At 61.5% G+C, this 18,072-nt stretch carries 12 protein-coding genes; 7 read left to right on the top strand and 5 right to left on the bottom strand.

The genetic code is table 11. The features are described from left to right. Positions 1-628: 628 nt before the first annotated feature. The 4 genes from NLM27_RS23435 to NLM27_RS23420 are packed head-to-tail and all read left to right on the top strand — an operon-like array spanning position 629 to position 5,386. Positions 629-1,840, top strand: a complete 1,212-nt coding sequence (locus tag NLM27_RS23435; protein ID WP_254145576.1) for an acyltransferase — start codon at positions 629-631, stop codon at positions 1,838-1,840. 7 nt (positions 1,841-1,847) lie between these two features. Further along, positions 1,848-3,185, top strand: a complete 1,338-nt coding sequence (locus NLM27_RS23430; protein WP_254145575.1) for a hypothetical protein — start codon at positions 1,848-1,850, stop codon at positions 3,183-3,185. Between the two features lie 6 nt (positions 3,186-3,191). After that, positions 3,192-4,301, top strand: a complete 1,110-nt coding sequence (locus tag NLM27_RS23425; protein ID WP_254145574.1) for an acyltransferase — start codon at positions 3,192-3,194, stop codon at positions 4,299-4,301. Next, complete coding sequence (locus tag NLM27_RS23420; protein ID WP_254145573.1) at positions 4,298-5,386, top strand: acyltransferase; 1,089 nt, start codon at positions 4,298-4,300, stop codon at positions 5,384-5,386. Before NLM27_RS23425 ends, NLM27_RS23420 begins: the two co-directional genes overlap by 4 nt. A gap of 17 nt (positions 5,387-5,403) precedes the next feature. On the opposite strand, the gene NLM27_RS23415 is transcribed toward NLM27_RS23420, so the two are convergent. Beyond that, positions 5,404-6,501 (bottom strand): glycosyltransferase family 4 protein, encoded by a 1,098-nt coding sequence (locus tag NLM27_RS23415; RefSeq protein WP_254145572.1) that lies wholly within the window; start codon positions 6,499-6,501, stop codon positions 5,404-5,406. 290 nt (positions 6,502-6,791) lie between these two features. Here NLM27_RS23415 and NLM27_RS23410 point away from each other — a divergent pair, with 290 nt between their 5' ends. Next, positions 6,792-8,249, top strand: a complete 1,458-nt coding sequence (locus NLM27_RS23410) for a lipopolysaccharide biosynthesis protein (RefSeq protein WP_254145571.1) — start codon at positions 6,792-6,794, stop codon at positions 8,247-8,249. Positions 8,250-8,268: 19 nt separating this feature from the next. Further along, a complete protein-coding gene (locus tag NLM27_RS23405; protein WP_254145570.1) occupies positions 8,269-9,630 on the top strand; it encodes a polysaccharide pyruvyl transferase family protein in 1,362 nt (453 codons plus the stop codon). A 25-nt stretch (positions 9,631-9,655) separates the two neighbouring features. On the opposite strand, the gene NLM27_RS23400 is transcribed toward NLM27_RS23405, so the two are convergent. Together NLM27_RS23400 and NLM27_RS23395 are read right to left on the bottom strand one after the other, a co-directional pair. Then, positions 9,656-10,783: an acyltransferase gene (locus NLM27_RS23400; RefSeq protein WP_254145569.1), complete on the bottom strand. Its 1,128-nt coding sequence runs from the start codon at positions 10,781-10,783 to the stop codon at positions 9,656-9,658. A 245-nt stretch (positions 10,784-11,028) separates the two neighbouring features. Next, the gene (locus NLM27_RS23395) at positions 11,029-14,937 is read right to left on the bottom strand and encodes an RHS repeat protein (protein WP_254145568.1); all 3,909 of its coding nucleotides are present in this window, start codon (positions 14,935-14,937) and stop codon (positions 11,029-11,031) included. A 110-nt stretch (positions 14,938-15,047) separates the two neighbouring features. Here NLM27_RS23395 and NLM27_RS23390 point away from each other — a divergent pair, with 110 nt between their 5' ends. Continuing rightward, positions 15,048-15,329 carry a hypothetical protein gene (locus NLM27_RS23390; RefSeq protein WP_254145567.1) on the top strand — a complete coding sequence of 94 codons (282 nt, stop codon included), beginning with the start codon at positions 15,048-15,050 and terminating at the stop codon, positions 15,327-15,329. Between the two features lie 62 nt (positions 15,330-15,391). Here NLM27_RS23390 and NLM27_RS23385 read toward each other — a convergent pair whose 3' ends face one another. Beyond that, positions 15,392-16,783: a hypothetical protein gene (locus tag NLM27_RS23385; RefSeq protein ID WP_254145566.1), complete on the bottom strand. Its 1,392-nt coding sequence runs from the start codon at positions 16,781-16,783 to the stop codon at positions 15,392-15,394. Beyond that, positions 16,780-18,054 (bottom strand): glycosyltransferase family 4 protein, encoded by a 1,275-nt coding sequence (locus NLM27_RS23380; protein WP_254145565.1) that lies wholly within the window; start codon positions 18,052-18,054, stop codon positions 16,780-16,782. The genes NLM27_RS23385 and NLM27_RS23380 overlap by 4 nt, the downstream gene beginning before the upstream one ends. Positions 18,055-18,072: the final 18 nt, after the last annotated feature.

Raw genomic sequence — 18,072 nt, 5'->3', positions numbered from 1 at the left:
GCTGTGCATGACGACGTGTTAGTCCGCGGCCCATCCGTGTTCCTTGCTTCTGTTGCAATAGGAGAACACCCGAAACTTGGCAGGTAACTGTGTCAATTTTTGTGCGGCGCAAAAGTTAGTGCGGAACTGCCGACAACGGATGCGTCGTCTGCATTTCGCTCGGTTGCAAAAACATGAAATGCAATGCCTGCGAGATCGGCATGTCGCGCTCATGAATGTTGCAATCTGAAAACATAAGAGGCACTCGCATATCCGCGCGTCGCAAAAACCGACACAAGTCACGATGTGCCGCATTGTTCCGTTCGAGCGAGAGAATATTCCGTGCGACATCTGCACGCAGACAGATCAATCGTGCTGCGAAGACCACTATCGCAACAGCGCCGAATTTCGCGCACACTTTGCACGCAAATACTCGCAATCATCACATCCTGATCGACCTGCGCGCCGACGCACGCGCGCGCCAGATGAAAAGTGGCATGAACTTGGCGTTCGCATGTCCGAATGATCTGCAAGGGTTGAAATTATCGTCGATCGTCATGCGTCGAATGCGAGTCCGCGATCGCAGACATTGAACATGTGCGAGACCCTGATACACACTGCTGCGGTGCAATAGCCTGGGAATGTTGATGTGACGGAGTTGGTTCATCGTGAGAAGGCGCATGTCCTGCCGCTCGACAGCATCCGAGGGATCGCCGCGACCTCGGTGGTGATTCACCATCTCCTGCTGATGCCGACCTTCCTCGCGGCATTTCCGCATAACGCTTGGATCAACTGCTCCTTCTTCAGGAGTGCGTGGCTGCTGGTTGATCTGTTCTTTGTTCTCAGCGGGATCGTCATGTCGCTCAGCTATGTCGAGAGCGATTTTGGACGCTTCTCGCTGCGCGAGTTCATGGTGCGGCGTCTGGCGCGGGTCTACCCGCTGCATATCGTCATGCTGCTGGCAAATCTCGTGTTCCGCCTGCTGCGTATCGGTCTGGTCATGGCAGGCGTCGTGGTGGCCGCGCCCGCGGCCTTCGAGGTGAACAATGCCTATTCTTTCGGCCTCAACGTCCTGCTGCTGCATTCGATGGGGTTCATCGACTATCTCAGCTGGAACGCGCCGAGCTGGAGCATCAGCGTCGAGTTCTACACCTATCTGGTGTTTGGTCTGATCGTCCTGCTGGCCCAACGCATGCGTTCCCTGTTGTGGTTCTACGTCCTCTGCGGGGCGCTTGCGGTCGGAAGTCTGGTCTTCATCATCTTCGTGCTCGACAAGAGGAGCCTCGGGCTTCAGACCGATTTCGGCATTCTGCGCTGCTTCGTGAGCTTCTTTCTGGGCGTGCTGACGGTCAGGATCGTTGATCGCCTGCCGGCCAAGCCGGGCCCTGCTGTGCAGGGCGCGCTGCAATTCGTCGCGATGATCGCCAGCATCGCCCTCGTGTCCTTGGCGGAGACCAATCCTGCGGCAACTTTCCTCGCGCCGGTGACGTTCGCGATCTTCCTCGGCAGCTTGCTGGCCTTTCCGGACGCGCTGCTGGTGCCGCGGATGCTGGTGGCCAGGCCGCTGGTCTGGCTGGGGCGCCGCTCCTACTCCATCTATATGGTGCACGCGCTCGTGGTGCTGCTGGCCGAATATTTCGTGCGGGCGGTGGGGGCAGGGCGGATCGCTGCGCTGGATTCGATCTGGGCGGGCCTGCCGGCGACGCTGAACCTCGTCGTCTCACTGGCCGCCGTGCTGGTGGTTTCGCACTTCACCTATCTCTACATCGAAATTCCCGGCGGCAAGTTCATGCGAAATGCGCTCGGAAGCCGTCCGGATTTCGCGCCATCTGCCGCGCGATCGGCGCGGCTGACCAATTGAGCCTGATATGAGCATCCTCGCGCTGCATCGGCCGCGAATCACGCTGATCAGCCTCAATATCGAGGCGATCGCGCTCGGGGTCTACCTGATCCGCGACGCCTTTGGCGGCGTGATGCGCTACTACACCAGCATCTATCACGTGGATACGCTGTGGTATCTGCCCGATGGCGTCGCGCTTCTGTGTCTGGCCCAGTTCTTCGTGCATTGCATCCTGCGCAATCGCAGCACGCTGGCCCTGGTCGTGCTCGTGCAGATCATGTTGTCGCTCGTGCTCGGCTACTTCATGATGGGTACGATGAACGCGGCGATCTCGTCCTTCAAGATGATGCTGCCGGTATTCGTCGGATTCTGCTTTTGCGATTCGAGCCTCGGCTCGTATCGAAAGCTGCTGTCGGTCATCGCAGCGACCTTCTATCTCTCCATCATCGGCGTCTTCCTGACGAAATTCTACCTGATGCCTTGGGTGGGGTACAAATACGAGTCCTTCGGCGCCGTACGCGAGGCCGGCCGGCTGTGGTGGGCTTATGGCGGCGACGACCAGCGCCTCATGGGCTTTGCGGCCGACAACACCATGGCGGCCTTCTTCATCCTCGTGTCGTTCGCGATCACGTCCATTCGCATGAGCACGACGTGGTGCCTCTTGTTCGGTTCCATCGCGATCTATGCCATTAAACTGACCACCAGCAAGACGACCATGATCGTCCTCGTGCTCTACCTGATCTTGTTGGTGTTCGTGCGGATGCTGCCGGAGAAATCGCGCTTCCCCGCAATCCGAAGAATCGCACAGTGGTCCTTTGCTGCGATCTTTGTGCCGTTCTTCATGATCGTGGTCGCTTCCGGCACCGCGGCGGTGCCGCACTCGACCCTGTTCAGTATCGTCGATCGCATCAACAACAGCTGGCAGCTGCCCTTCGTCTATATGAGCCAGCTCATGCCGATTGGTCTCATCACCGGCTGCGGGGCCGGCTGCTTCAACTATCCGCAGAAGCTGTTCTCGCCGCTTGCGCACTTCTGGGTGCCCGTCGACAATTTCTACATCGGCACTTACCTGATGTTCGGACTCCCGTTCGCAGCGTTCATGGTGATGGTGTTCCGGGCGACGTTCGGCGCCACCGACGTCTACAAGCTCACGCTGATCTTCGTCGTCAATTTGTTCACGATTACGGTCCTGAACTACGGTCCGGCATCCGGCCTGCTGATCATCGCGTTGAGCTTCAGCGAGGTGTTCTCGCGGCGTGCGACCTCCGCACGGGCGGGCGACGCCGTGCCAATTGTCATGCGGCAGCCGGTGCCGTCATTGGAAGGCTTCCGCCCGGATATGCCGGCGGCGAGCGGAAGCAGGTGAGAACGAATGACGCATAAACGGCTCGCATTCATCGACACGCTGCGCGGCATTGCCGTGTTGTCGGTCCTGGTCCAGCATGTATTCGAGATCATCGTCGAAAAGCACCCGACGGGTGCCTATTATTGGCCCATTCATGACGTGTTCGGCTACTACATGAACTTCGGCCGGTTCGGCGTCGTGTTGTTCTTCTTCGTCAGCGGATTCGTCATTCCGTTCAGCTTTCCGGACAGCGCCACGCCCGTGCGCGATTTTGCGATCAGCCGCTTCTTTCGGCTCTATCCGGCCTACTGGACCTCGCTTCTGGTCGGGCTCGTGACGATGCAGTTGCTGGAGTCGAAGATCTATCCGCTGGGGCAGATCGCCGCGAACGTGACGATGCTGCAGACCTTCGTGAATGTCCCGAACCTCTGGGTGTTCTACTGGACGCTGGCGATCGAGCTGCTGTTCTATGTCGGATGCACCATTCTCTTTGCGATGGGGTTGCTGAACCGGCGCTTCACGGCGGTGACGATCGTCGTTGCCGCCGCGTTGATCGGAACCAGCGCTGCGCTCCTGGTCGAGAACAGGACCGTTTCCTCGGTGATGGAGGTCGGGCTGAACCTGTCGGCGATGTTCCTGGGCAAGATCATCCGCGACACCGTCATTGGCGGAAAGCTGCGATGGACCCATGTGGCCGTCTGCACGCTCATGTATGCGATCTTCGCCATCACCCTGTCCGACCGGCGGTTCGGAGGCGTCTATCACGAGAATTTCTTCCACAGCTATTCGATCGGATCGGCCTATGTCTGCGCGGCGCTGGTCTTCATCGCCTTTGCCGTGTTCGGCGAGAAGATGGCGTGGCGCCCAATGGCGTTCGTCGGCGTGATCAGCTATTCGGTCTACCTGATGTCGCCGTTCGTGATCGTCTTCATCCATCGCCTGGCCTGGGTCGGCGATGGGCCGCTGGCATGGTCGATCTTCCTCGTCATGATCCTGGCGTTGTCGATCTTCGTCAGCTGGATGACATTCACCTACGTCGAGAAACCCAGCATTGCCTTCGGGCATAGGTTCCGTTCGGCGCGAAGAAAGCCGATTGTTCTCGAGCCTGCCCTCAGCACCCAGGGTGCCGCAGAGTGATCAAGGCACCTCACCAGCCCGGCGTCGCCTATGATGGATCATTCGTTCCTTCGATCCAGGGCCTTCGCGGCATCGCGGCGCTGAGCGTGCTGATGGACCATTTCTACGACATGCCGAAGGCAGGCATGTACGACATCCCGAACCCCGGCTTCCTGCCGCCGCTCTGGCTCTGGCTGCAATCGGTGATCAATGTCGGCGGGCACGGTGTCGAGCTGTTCTTCATGATCAGCGGCTTTCTGATTCCCGCGAGTTTGATTCGGCACGGTTCGCTGCCGCGGTTCTTCTTCGACCGCGTCCTGCGCATCATGCCGGTGTTCGTCGTGCTGCATCTTGCGCTGTTCGCGATCGGGCCGATCGTGGCCTACAAGTTCTTCCGCGGCATCGATCTGACCAGCTATCTCTCGATCTTCGCCGCCAATCTGTTCTTCGTGCAAGACGCGCTCGGCTTGCCCATTGCCCAGCAGAATGCCTGGACGTTGACCTATGAGTGGGCGTTCTACATCTGGTTCGCATTGACGTTCTCGATGCTGCGTTTCGGGGGGAGGATGGTGGCCGCCCCCTTGATCCTGCTCGGCATCGCTTGCCTCCTGCACTGGCCGATCACCGCGTTCTTCTGCATCGGGATGCTGTTCAGTGCGACCGGTTTTCGCATCTCCATTCCCGGGCCCGTCGGTCTGTTCGCGGGCCTGGCTTGCGGAGCCGCTATGTATGCGAGCCTCGTGCTGTTTCACCCGTTCGTGGGGCTCCTTCCCGGATTTCTGCTGTTCGGCATGGCGCTTGCCCCGGAATCGGGCCTCGGGAAAGTTCTAAGTACGCCGGCGCTCCAATATGTCGGCAAGATCAGCTACAGCCTCTATCTCGTGCATCCCTTCGTGCTCTTTCCCTTGCAGATGATCGGCCTGAAGCTGGTCGCGCTCGGTGTTGACCGCTGGCTGCTGTGGGCCGCCTTCATCGTGCTCGGGCTGGTGATGTCGTTGGTCGCAAGTGCGATCAGCTATGAATTGATCGAGGTGAGGCTGAGGCGTCTGCTGGATGGCACGATCCGCGGCATGTTCTTCCGACCCCAGATCGAGCAATCGGTTTGAGAGACCGCCCGTCGCGGTCAGCTCACGGTACGACCGGCGAGCCTGTGATAGGACCCCAGCAGCTGCTCGGCGATGCGGTCCCAGTTCAGGATGCCGGCTGCCGTCTGCCGTGCGCCCTCGGTCAAGGTCGCGGCAAGAGGCTTCGAGGTCAGGACGCGTTCGAGCGCATCGGCCAACGCAGTCGCATCGCCAGGAGGAACCAGCAGCCCGTTGACGCCGTCAGTCACGACGTCGGGAATGCCACCGGTGGCGCTGGCAACGACCGGACGCGCATTCCCATAGGCTGATGCAAGGACGCCGCTCTGTGTTGCATCCTTATAGGGCAAGGCGACCACGGTCGCCGATTGAAACAGCCGCCCGGTATCCGCGGGCGAAATATAGGCGTTGATCGCCTTGACGGTCGGCATCGCCTCCATCCGCGCGCCGAGCCGCGTCATCTCGGGGCCGCGGCCGGCGACGATCGCTTCATGCGCCACTCCGCGCTGGACCAATATGTCGATCGCATCGATGAACACGTCCAGGCCCTTGTATGCCCACATCCGTCCAAAAAACAGGATCCGCGCAGACTCCGGCTCGGTGACCGCGCCTTTGGCTGGCGGAACCATAAGCACGCCGTGCATGCTGGAGACCGTCTCGCCCTTGAAATCAGGCGAGGCGCGGCGGAAATCGGCAATGCAGCTCTCGCCATGCGTGGTGACGACCGATGCGGCTGCGCGCATGCGTCCGCGCCAGGCATCTTCACGTGGCGAGGTGCCGGAGCCGCCTTCCGAATGCGGAATCGCATCGTGAACCGTCAGCGCGAGGGGGATGCCGAACGGACGAAGCAGCTGGATCAGCTTGGATGTGTAGATCTCTGGAACTTCGTGACAATGAATCACGTCCGGACGAAACGAAATTATGTCCATGAAGGAGGCGGGGATGCCGATCGCGCCGCCGCGGCGCAGGCTCAGGTCGCGAATTCGTGTTTCGAAGGGCGCGGCCACGGCGATATCGGCCAGTTCCCACTGCTGGTTCGCGTCCTTGGCGTTGAGCACGAGGCGGACGTCGCAATGATGCGCCAATCCCGCTGCGAGCCGATAGGAATATTCCGCAAAATGCGGTGCGTAGATGGCCACACGCAAGCGCCTGGAGTTACGGAAAGAACGCTCGGCGGGCGAATTCATCAAGGCATCCATTTTGCATCACTTCGCAAAGGTTGATTGGAGTGTAGTCCACGATTTGAACTCACTTCCACACTAAATCGGGATCGTGACGGCTCTCATCTGATTGCCATCACTCCGTCGTAATGTAGCGAGCAATGAGTTCTCCTCCGTGATCGGAGATGGTGACGTCGCGGCAGCATCGTGTGCCAAGTCGTCTAGTCTGCGATTGTGGTTGGATCTGTCGGAATTGGGTCGAATTGTTGATGAATGTCACGCAGGGCAAACAACATCAGGTCGTGGTTGCCTTGTTCTGGTCGCTTGCCCAGAACTGGGGCGGCCGGGCGCTGTCGTTCGTCCTGTTTCTGGTTCTGGCCCGGCTGCTCAATCCCGCGGATTTCGGTCTTGCTGCGCTCGTCGCCTTCATCCTGCTGCTGTTGAGCTCGATCGCCGAGTTCGGCTTCGGCGACGCGTTGATCCAGCGGCGCACGCTCGAGTCCGCCGATGTGACGCTGCCCTTCTTCTGCTCCTTTGCAGCTTCGACGGTTCTGGCGGTCCTGATTGCGTTCCTTGCAACGGATATCGAGCATTGGCTCGACGTGAAAGGGCTCGCACCGCTGTTGACGGCCGCCAGCCTCTCGCTTCCGATCGGCACCGCGACCCTGTTCCAGGAGGCGCTCTACAAGCGCCAGATGGATTTTCGCGTGCTCGCGGTCAGGACCATGGTGGCGACGGCCATCTCCGGCATCGTGGGAATCGCCTGCGCCTATGCCGGATTCGGCGCTCTCAGCCTCGTGATCCAGGTGGTCGTTCAGAGCGCGATCAGCGGCTTGTGGCTCTGGAGCCAGCCGCGGTGGCTGCCGATGCGCGGCTACGACACTGGAAGCTTTCGCGAGCTCTCCGGCTACAGCGTCCACGTCGTGCTGAACAGGCTGCTGGACTTCGCCATCGTTCGGACGATCGACATGATCATCCTGTCGCTCTATGGCGTCGCTGCCCTCGGCATCTACACGGTTGGTGCGCGGGTCTACATCATCCTGATGCAACTCCTCACCCAGGCGGTCATGGACGTCGCGTTGAGCGCGCTGTCCAAAATCGCTCACGAGCGCGACCGTATTGCCGGCGCCTATCTGCGCAGTGTCAGTCTCGGCGCGCTGGTCGGCTCCCCCATCTTTGTGCTGCTTGCTGCGATCGCACCGGAGTTTTCCCTGCTGCTGTTCGGCGCGAAGTGGAGCGGTAGCGAAGCGGTGATGAGGCCGCTGATGCTCATTGGCGCGATTCAGACGGTGCAATTCGTCAACAGCGCCTATTTCGGCGCGCTGGGGAAGCCGAACTACGTCTTTGCGCTGAACATCCTCAAATTCTGCGCCGCCGTGCCCGCGATGTTCCTGCTGCCTTCACGCGACATTGGTCAGCTGGCGACGATCTTCGCGTTCGCGCAGCTCGTGGTGACCCCCGTGACATTCGCGCTGGCGCTCCGGCTGCTGGGCCTGAGCTGGAGCCAGTTCCTGCGTCCGATCGCGGGCTGCCTGTGTGCCATCGTTCTGGCCTATGGCGCGGTCGTGCTGTGCCGCGAGGCGACCCCCGGCCTGAACCCCTATTTGCGGATGGGGCTGCTGTCGTCGTGTTTCGGCGCGACGTATCTGATGTGCATCCTGCTGTTTTGGCGGAAGCAGCTCTTCTCGCTGATCGATTTCGTCGTGAAGCGCGGTGCGACCGCCTGAGGAAGACGAGGAGAACGACGTGAAACAATTGATCCCGGTGCCCGTTCGCAGGCAACTCAGAGGCTGGCTCAACAGCGCTAAGAATACGCCCTTCGCGGTCGATCTTCTTGAGCTGCGCAGGTGGCAGATCGCCCGGAAGGACATCGGCGTCAACGCGGCGCCGCGCAACGATCCGCGCCGGCTCGTCCTGCTGCCGTCGGACCCCTGGAGCATTCATCAGTCGCGCGGCGACGAGGCGATGATCGAAGCCGCCGTCGGCGAGATGAAGCGGGTCTATCCCGATATGGAGATCTACATCGTCACCGCCACCGTTGCCGCGAGCGCGGATGTGCGCGCCATGGGTTTCAAGCCGCTCGAGATCTGGAGACAGCCGTTTTCCTACGAGAGGGTCGCACAGGAGCTCTCGATCATCCGACCGGATTTCGGGATGGTTCTGGGAGCCGACGTGCTCGATGGATACTATTCGCCGGTGGATGCGGCGCGCATGCTGCTGGTTGCCGACCTGATGGCGGCGTTCGGCGCCAAGGTCAGCGTGCTCGGCTTCAGTTTCAACTCCCGTCCCGCGAAGGCGTTGCGCGAAGTGTTCCGACTGCTCGATCCGGGCGTGGTCTTGAATCTACGCGATACGATATCCCTTCAGCGTTTCGACGATTTTGCCCGAAAGCGCGCGCGTCTCGTCGCCGACGCAGCGTTCATGCTGACGCCGCGCGTCGACACCGTGGCGGTGAAGCAGATCGCGTCCACGATCGCACGGCAGCGCGAACAGGGCCGCAAGGTCTTCGTCTTCAACATCCACCCGATGTTATTCAAGAAGCCGGAACCGGCCAAGCTGGAGCGGATGATAGAGCTTGCCGCGGGCGCCATGGAGCGCCTGTCGCGGCAGCACAATGCAAGCTGGTTGCTGCTGGCGCATGACTACCGCCCCGAAATTGCCGACGACAATTGCCTGCAGCCGCTGGCCGCTCGGCTTCAGCCCGCGCTCGGGGAGCACGTGCATCATGTCGATCAGGTTCTGTCGGCCGGCGAGATCAAGGCCGTTGTCGGTCTGGTCGACGGCGTGATCACCGGCCGCATGCATCTGGCAATTGCTGCGCTCGGGCAGGGAACGCCCGTTGCGGCGATCACCTACCAGGACAAGTTCCAGGGCCTGTTCGCGCACTTTGCGGTGAGCGAGCAGCTGTTGCTCTCGCCGGCCCAGTTCCTCGTCGGGGACAGCTTCGAGAAGTTTTTGCTGCACTTCCTCGGCGCCTATCAGGCTGCCGGCGAGCAGGTCCGTCAGATGCTGCCTGGCGTCATGGACTTGTCCCGCGCCAACGTCGCTCCCCTGCTGGACGAAGGCGCGATGCGGATGGTGCGGGAAGCCGACGGCAAGGTCGCCTGAGCGCTCTGACGCCCTTTGGACGGCGTCAATTGACCGCCCGCTCGGTGTTCTCGAAGCGTATGGACGTCTCGGCCGTCGCCGGCCGGGCCTTGCGCGAGGACACGAGCCCGGTGTCGGCCAGGCGATTGACGAGGCGTCGCGCGGGATTCTCGAAATAGGCGTAGGTGCGATCGGCGACGATCGTCAGCACCACGCAGCAGGCGAGGGCGAACAGGCCGAACTGATCCGGGCGCAGTCCGAGCCAGGTCCACAGCGGCTTGAACGCGGCAATGAGAACGGCATCGTGCAGCATGTAGATCGCGTATGAGGTGTTGCCGAGCCGTCCAAGGAGGCGGGCGCCGGGGAATTCGGTGAAGGCGCTTTCGCCGACAGCGGTGAGTAGGATGGCGCAGGAGAACAGCAGAATGGCGAGGTCCGGCTTGGCGAAGACGTTGAGGACGAGCACGGAGATGCCGAACATGGCGATGCCGACGAACACCACCCGCTTCTGCCGATAAGGCTGCGACATCCGGAACAGGATCGCGAGCAGGATGCCGTTCAGGAAGCTCGGCAATGCGCGGAGCATGCCGTAGTCGTAATTGGCCCCATACATCTGTGACCGTTCCTGCCAGATCGGCAGATGGCCGTGCGCCAGGATGAGATAGAGCCCCGCAACGACGGCGGCCAGCGCCAGGGGATGCAGCTTGCGCGCAAACAGCATCAGCAGCGGAAAGATCAGGTAGCAGAAGAATTCCGCGCTGATCGACCAGGACGGCGAGTTGAAGCTGAGGTGATTGGTGACGCCCCAGGCCTGGAGCAGCAGGAGGTTGTACAGGAAGTCCAGCGGGGTCGAGCGGGCCGTGCGCTCCAGGCCGACGCCGATCAGCACCACGAAGACGAGCAAGCTCAGCAGGTGCAGCGGATAGATCCGCGCGATGCGACGGATCATGAAGCGGGAATAGGCGCGGACGCCGCGCGCGTCTGATGGATAGGAATAGGAGATCACGAAGCCGGACAGGATGAAGAACATGTCCACGAACAGGCCGTAGGAACCGTTCCAGGCCGGCGAAATGCCCGTGTCGATCAGCTTCAGGTGGAAGATGAAGACCCCGAGCGCGGCGACGAAGCGGTAGAAGTCGAGAACGACAAAACGTCTTGCTTCACTGGCTTCCATCGGGCCTCGGAGTCCTTGCGCGGTTCGTCTCCCTTCTAGAGACGAATTGTGACGCAAGTTCGCAAGCGCGCTGGCCGATACGGCGCAATCGCGGCAGTGCGTCTGAATGCATGGGCCCCATCCAATTGCGGATGGCAGTCAGTTCCTGCTCATCGATGAGGCAGCCGCCCAACAAGCGAACGGGGCCGGGACCCTGCATGGTCCCGGCCCCGGCTATGCTGGCGCCCGTCTGAGTAGCAATTCGCTCAGACGAACAGGAAGTCGTGGCTCGTCAGGCTCGAGACATAGACGTTCTTCAGGAGGATCGTGTCGTTGGCCGAGAACGTGATGAGCGCGTTCGTGCCGGACTGCGTCATTTGCAGGTGACTGTAGTCCGTGGCCAGCAGCTTCGAGATCGCGATCGTGTCGTGGGTCGTGGAGTCGCCGGCCTGGAAGTTGAGGATCTGGTCGTGGCCATGATCGTAAGCCACGGTGGTCGAGCCCGGCGCCGCCGAGAACACGTCGTTGCCGGCCCCGCCGTCGATCGTCACACCGCTGGCGACCGCCGTGACGTTGTGCGTACCGTCGGCCTTGGTCTGATCGAAGAACTGCAGCGCATTGGCGGCATTGTAGTTCTCGTGCTGGGTGGTGCCAGCCTGTCCGTTGAAGTTGAACAGGAAGACGTCCTTCGAGCCGTCCGCGTTGTTGGCGGTCTCCTGGGTCTTGGTACCGGCGGCATTGTAGATGTCGGTCACCTTGCTGCCGTCGTTGTGGATGACCTGGCTGTAGTCAAGCGTGCCGTCGGCGTGGGTCCGGGTGAGCTCGACCAGCTTGCCCGAGGCATCGAGGTGTTGATGCTGGGTGGTGTAGGACTGACCGGTGACGTGATAGTTCCAGTTGTCCGACGTGCCATCGGCATTCTTGATATAGGCAGCGGTCTTGACGCCGCCAGTGTAGACGGTCGTGGAGTTGTAACCGTCGCTCTTGGTCGTCACCTCGCTGGTGATGACGCCCTTGGCATCGTACCAGTCGGAGGTCTTGGTGCCGTCGGCGCTCTGCTCCAGCGTAAAGGCCAGGCTGTTGTCCGCGTGAGTGCGAACGATATGGGTGAGGAAACCGGTCGAATCGTAGCTGTCGTGCTCGTTCGCATAGGTCTGGCCGACGATGTTGAACTGGAAGACGTCCTTCGAACCGTTGGCATGGTAGTCGGTTTCCGTCTTTTTGACGCCGTCCGCATCGTAGTTGGTCACCACGCTGCTGCCGTCGCTGTTGACGATTTGGGTATAGTCGAGCGTGCCGTCGGCGTGCGAGCGGATCACCTCGGTCGTCTTGCCGGTCGGATCGAGGTGCTGATACTGCGTGGTATAGCTCTGACCGGTGATGTTGTAGCTATAGTTGTCGTGGCTCATGTCAGAGTTGGTGATGTAGGTCGCGGTCTTCACGCCGTTGGTATAGACCGTCGTCGAGTTGTAGCCGCTCGGCTTCTCGAGCACCTCGCTGGTGAGAACGCCGCTGGCGTTGTACCATTCCGTGGCCTTGGTCCCGTCGCTGCTCTGCACCAGCTTGAACGCCATGCTGCCGTCGGCATGCTTGCGGATCAGCGTGGTGAGGAAGCCGGTCGCATCGTAGACGTCGTGCTCGACCGTATAGTTCTGGCCGGTGATGTTGAAGAGATAGACGTCCTTGCTGCCGTCGGCGTGGGAGTCGGTCACCTTCGTCCGCGTTCCCGCGGCATCGTAATTGGTGACGACGCTGCTGCCATCGGCGTTGATGACCTGGGTATAGTCGAGCGTGCCATCGGCATGCTTGCGGGTCACGTCCGTGACCTTGCCGGACGGGTCGACGTGCTGGATCAGCGTGGTGAAGCTCTTGCCGGTGATGCCATAGGCGTAATTGTCCTGGCTGCCGTCGGCATTCTTGACATAGGCGTTGGTCTTGACACCGTTGTTGTAGAGCGTCGTCGAAGTGAAGCCGTCCGCCTTCTGCACGACCTCGCTGGTGAGGCTGCCGGCGGCATTGTACCAATCGGTCGTCTTGGTGCCGTCGGTCGTCTGGACCAGCTTGAAGGCAGGACTGCCGTCGGCGTGCAGGCGCGTCAGGCTGGTGAGGAAGCCAGTTGCGTTGTAGACGTCGTGCTCGGTCGTGTAGTTCTGGCCCGTAATGTTGTAGGTCCAGACGTCCTTGCTGTGATCGGCATGATAGGCGGTCTCGACCAGCTTGACCCCCGTGGCACTGTACGTGGTGATCACGCTGCTGCCGTCGCTATTGTAGACCTGGGTCGAATCCAGCGAGCCGTCGGCATGGCTGCGGGTCACCGAGGTGACCTTTCCCGAGGCGTCGAGATGCTGAACTTGAGTCGTGAAGCTCTTGCCCTTGATGCCGTAGGTATAGTTGTCCTGCGAACCGTCTGCATTCTTGATGTAGGCGGCGGTTTTGACGCCGCTCGTATAGAGCGTGGTGGAGTAATAGCCGTCGGACTTCTGGACGACTTCGCTCAGCAGCGTTCCGGCCGTGTTGTAGGTGTCGGTGGTCCTGGTTGCGTCGGTGCCGACATGAACGAAGTTTGTCTTCACACCATTGGTGTAGCCGATCATGTCCTTGGAACCGTCGGTGTATGCGACGATGGTCGAGATCGGCTGCCCGCTCGCGTTCAGACCGGTGTCCGACTTCGACAGGAGATTTCCGCTGGAGTCGTAAGTCTTCGTGTTGGTCCAGGTCGCCGCCGCATTCGTCACCGAGAACGAGTATCCGCCCTGGATCTTGGAGAGGGCGCTGCCGTAGTGGGCGATCATGTAGTCCATCGTCGCCTTCGAAGCGACCGGCAGGACGTGCGAGTCGGTCAGCGTAATGGTCTGCAGCGCCGTCGAGTCGCTGAGGTCGGACAGCTGCGGCACGATGTCGGCGGCCGTGCCGCTGACGGTGGTCCGGGTGTCCGGCGGGGTCGGAGTGGTCGCAGGCGCGTCGATCTCGATGATCAGGGGGTGATCGCTGACCGGAATGGTGATCGTGCTGACGTCGGTGTAGCTGGCGATCGCCGTCGTTCCCGTCAGCGTGTCGTACACCTTCACCGAATGATGCACGCTGCCGAGGTTCACCGTGACGGTCTTGGTCGGATTGGAAATCTCGGTGTCGTTGGCGTCCTTCCAGAGCTTCGGCTCCGCCCACACGACGAGCTCGTAGGCACCGTTGCTCTTGCCGAGCACCATGCTGTTGCCCGAGGCCGGCATGTTGCTCAGGGTGTAGTTCAACGGATCAGTCGGCTGCTGGCCGCCCTTGCCGTCGTCGGCCAGAATGGTCGTCAGGTTGTGAATCGCCGTCGCGGCGAGTTTGGGCGTCCCGTCAGAGTTGAACAGTCCGAAATTGGCCTCAGGATTGGTATTGCTCGCGGACGAGTCGCGGTCGAACAGCTCGTAGAGATAAGTCGCGCTCACGCCGCCCTTGTAGGCATCAACCAGCGTGTTCAGGATCGACTTGGCCTGCACCGTCTCGTTGACGCCGAGATATTGGGTGTTGGCTTGCGTGGTATAGCCGGTCTCCGTGATGACGACAGGCTTTCCCGGTGCCGCGGCCGAGACGGCGCTCAGCGTTGCCGCAAGTGAGCTGCCGGGTGTCAGGCTGGTGCTGACATAGGCGTGGGCATTGGCGAAGTCGACGGAGCCCGACATGTCGCCGAGCTTGTTGTAGCCTTGGGGATCGTTGTAGGCCAGTGACAGATTGTAGACGGGGATGCTGGCGAGCGCGGCATTGCCATTGACGGCCTGATAGAGCGCACTCTGGAACTGGGCCGCGGCACTGAGGCTCGAACTGCCATTGTAGCTGAAGGGTTGGTGGTTGGCCTCGTTGAGCCCTTCGATGGCGCTGATGCTGCCCGGATGGCTCGCTGCGAACTTCTCGAGCGATACGATGTAGTTCTGCAGCCCGGTCGCGCCGGTCTGGGGCAGGGCCGACGATACCAGGAAGTCGAATTTGTAACCGGCTGCGGCCAGCCCCTCGACGACGGGTTGCGCTGCCGGGCTGGTCCCCATCGCGTCGCGGAGACGGGTGACGCCGAGATACTCGAGGTCATCGGCCATCAGCGCGAGATTATTGTAGCCGGTCCACCCGAATCCGGCGTGCGTGTTGACGCCGATGGAGTTGATGAAGCCGCTGGCGGACAGGATAGTTTGGTCGGACATTGCACACTCGATTTTTCAGCGCGAGCAAAATTGCTCGCAGGGATTGCGTTCAAGCTTCTCTGTCGAGTGTGAATTTCAGATAAAAATCGACGCTACAAATCGCGAGTGAAATGCGGTTCCTTGAGGAGGAACAGGTTTGCTCACGATGCAGTTATAATAGTGATGCGATGCCGGTGCACGATGGCGTGAGGAAGGCGCTTTCAAGATTTTCCACGGCCCGTCCTGCTGAATTGATGCGCATGTTGCACAAATCGCTCAATGCGCGCGCGCGAAACCGCAATGTCCGCGCGGCGGTGGACGCTCACACCGCAAAATCATCTGCTTCCTCTCAACGATCGATTTACGCATTGGCGCGCGATACGTTTGCAGATGCCTCCTTCGTGGGCGAGTGATCCGATACAATTTATCGTAAAGGTTGTGCGTGCAAATCAGATGGGCTGGCGGGTGCGACGAATTAGCCGCGGCGGGCCAACATCAGAAAGTCACCGCGCCATCCGATGATTGCCGTCGCGATCGCGGCGACCACGATCTTGCCGGCGAGCCATGCCGCGGGCTCGGTCGGCATTGCGCCAAGTGATCCGATCAGGATTGCGGCCACCAGCGCCTGCGTGACCAATGACCAGCGCGGGAACGCCTCGAACCGCAGGGTCGGCCCGAGCGCGACCAGGATGGTCGCGAGCGTGGCGAGCGACGCGCAGCCGACCGCCTGTCGCGGCGACAGGCCCGCCCAGACCGCGGCCAGCGCGACGACCGCGACGACCGCCAGCTGGCCGGCCGCGACGACCACGAGCCTGGTCGCGAGCTTCTCCAGGTGCGGAACCACCGCAATGGTCGCCTGTAAATGCGTGTGCAGGAAATAGAAGGCGGCCACCGCGGGCGCCGTCGCCAGGAAGCCATCGAGGCTCTCCTGCGGCACCAGAATACGGGCTGCATCCGGAATGAAACCGACCAGTCCGCCGAGCAGCACGAGCGTCGTGCAGATCATGAATTCGAACATCCGTCGCGCCGATTGAACCGACTTCATGACGGTTCCGTGTTCGAAGTCCTTGACCACGTCGGGATAGCTCACAGTGTGGATCGCTGCATTCAGGACCCAGAACGGACGTTGCAGCAGGTCGAGCGCAATCGAAAATCCGGCACCAGCCCCCGTCGCACCCAACCGGCCAATGACGATGACACGGAGCAGCACCGGCACAGACAAATGGATGACGGAGGCGCCCGCCGCGAGCATGCCGTAGCGGGCGAAAGTCTTCCAGTCGGCGAGCATCGTCTGCAACGAGGCGCGTTCCAGCGGCGTGCGATATGTGGCGAGGCCGGCGACGAGCCCCAGCGCGTGACCCGACGCAATACCGAGCAGCGCTGCTTCGGTCGTCCCTGAAATCGCGCCTCCCATAGCGGCGCCGGCCAAAAGCGCGGTGGCACGTAGCGCAAGTAGAGAGGACGCGACGCCGAGCCGGTCGGACAGGCGGACGGACAGGAAATACAGATCCGTCAAACCCTGAAGCACGGCTATGCCAAGGCCGAGCGCGATGATTCCTGCCGGGAGCGTGCTGGCCAGGGATGCGCAGCTCCCGACCACCACCAGCGCGCCGGCGCTCGACAGGCCTGCGGCAAAGAGCGACCACCTCAGCCGAGCCGCCTCGTTCCCCTCCGCTGCTGCCAGAAAACGCAGTCCGGCGAGTTGCAGCCACTCGAACATCAAGACGCAGAGCAGCTGGCTTGAGGCCAGCGCGAGGGAAAAGCTGGTGTAGTCGGCAGCGGGCAGCAAATGGCTGATCGCGAAGATCAGGACGATCGCCGCGGCGCTCTGATAGACGTAACCCGCCATCGCGAAGAGGCGTGTCATCTTGGAATGAGGCGCTCCTTGCCGACGGCGCGTCCCTGTGGCGCATCGGCCGTTGCTGCATGCACGCGCGACATCCGCCGCTGGCGCAGTTGTTCATACAGGTTCTTGTATGAAGACAGCACGTCGGCAAATATCCACTTGTTGGTATCCGCGATGAGGCGCCGGCTAATCTCGTCGATCTTGTGCGGATCCGCCGCGACTGCAAGCATGCTCTTGGCCAGGGATTGCGGATCGGCTTCGGTCAGCCAGCCGGTCACGCCGTGCTGGATGACCTCGGGCATGCCGCCGAAGCGCGTTCCGAGCAGCGGCCTGCCGGCCGCCTTGGCATCGGCGACGACGAGCGGACCAGGGTCGTGCCAGATCGACGGGGCGACCACCACGTCGACCTGCTTGTAGAAATCGTCCGGCGACACGAAGCCCATGAACTCGATTCGCGCATCCGGCGCGAGCGCCCTGAGGCGTTGCTGCTCCTCGTCGCTGACACGACCGGCGATCATCATCCGAATGCGATCACGGGGCAGCATGGCAAGTGCCCGCATCAGGTTGTCGATGCCCTTTTCCTCCGTGAGGCGGCCGATGAACCCGAACGTCACTTCCGTGGTGCAGACCGGACGGGGATAGGGCGCACGTGGCGGCTCGGTGGAGGCATTGCGGATCACGGTCCGGATCGGCGTCTCCGCGAACATGCCCATGTCGGTATGAATGGACAGGACGCGCTCGCTCACGCCGACCACGGCGCTGAGCCAATGCGTGGCGCGCTTGCGATGAAAGGTCAGGATGCCGCAGCTCGTGCAGGTGTGTTCGCAAGACCGTCCCTTGTCGAACCGCGAGCAGCGCGGACAGGTCAGATAATAGTCGTGAAGCGTATGGAGGACGGGCACGCCGAGCTGGGCGGCAACGCGCCAGATCGCGGTGGTGAGGCCCGACAGGTTGTTGGAGTGCAGTACGTCCGGCTTGAAGGCCCGGATGCGCTCCGCGATCAGGGGCGCCTGCATCTGCCAATCGTCGACGGCGTGCCAGATGCTGCGCACGGCGACGTTCTTCTGCTCGGTGAAGGGCAGATAGACGTTCTGCACGGGCGCGGAATGGACGTTGATGCCGTTGCAGCTTTCCGGTGCCTGCTCAGGCGAGGACGCGGCCCGGATCACTTCGACCTCGTCACCGCGCTGCATCAGGCCTTCGGCGAACCTCCGCGCGAAGATCTCTGCGCCGCCGACGATCTTTGGGGCCTGAGGCGTCGGATAAAGCGTGGACGTCAAAAGAACTTTCATCGCATCAACCTCTTGTCT

Origin of the sequence: Bradyrhizobium sp. CCGB12 (assembly GCF_024199845.1) — a bacterium.
GTDB lineage: Bacteria > Pseudomonadota > Alphaproteobacteria > Rhizobiales > Xanthobacteraceae > Bradyrhizobium.
Note: the sequence above shows the minus strand (reverse complement) of the source record. Positions and strands in the feature narration are given on the sequence as shown.

What these genes read in the sequence shown, in the direction of transcription:
- NLM27_RS23400 (WP_254145569.1), bottom strand. Translation starts at nt 10,783, where the DNA reads ATGGAAGCCAGTGAAGCAAGACGTTTTGTCGTTCTCGACTTCTACCGC.
- NLM27_RS23395 (WP_254145568.1), bottom strand. Translation starts at nt 14,937, where the DNA reads ATGTCCGACCAAACTATCCTGTCCGCCAGCGGCTTCATCAACTCCATC.
- NLM27_RS23380 (WP_254145565.1), bottom strand. Translation starts at nt 18,054, where the DNA reads ATGAAAGTTCTTTTGACGTCCACGCTTTATCCGACGCCTCAGGCCCCA.
- NLM27_RS23390 (WP_254145567.1), top strand. Translation starts at nt 15,048, where the DNA reads ATGCGGTTCCTTGAGGAGGAACAGGTTTGCTCACGATGCAGTTATAAT.
- NLM27_RS23410 (WP_254145571.1), top strand. Translation starts at nt 6,792, where the DNA reads ATGAATGTCACGCAGGGCAAACAACATCAGGTCGTGGTTGCCTTGTTC.
- NLM27_RS23425 (WP_254145574.1), top strand. Translation starts at nt 3,192, where the DNA reads ATGACGCATAAACGGCTCGCATTCATCGACACGCTGCGCGGCATTGCC.
- NLM27_RS23385 (WP_254145566.1), bottom strand. Translation starts at nt 16,783, where the DNA reads ATGACACGCCTCTTCGCGATGGCGGGTTACGTCTATCAGAGCGCCGCG.
- NLM27_RS23430 (WP_254145575.1), top strand. Translation starts at nt 1,848, where the DNA reads ATGAGCATCCTCGCGCTGCATCGGCCGCGAATCACGCTGATCAGCCTC.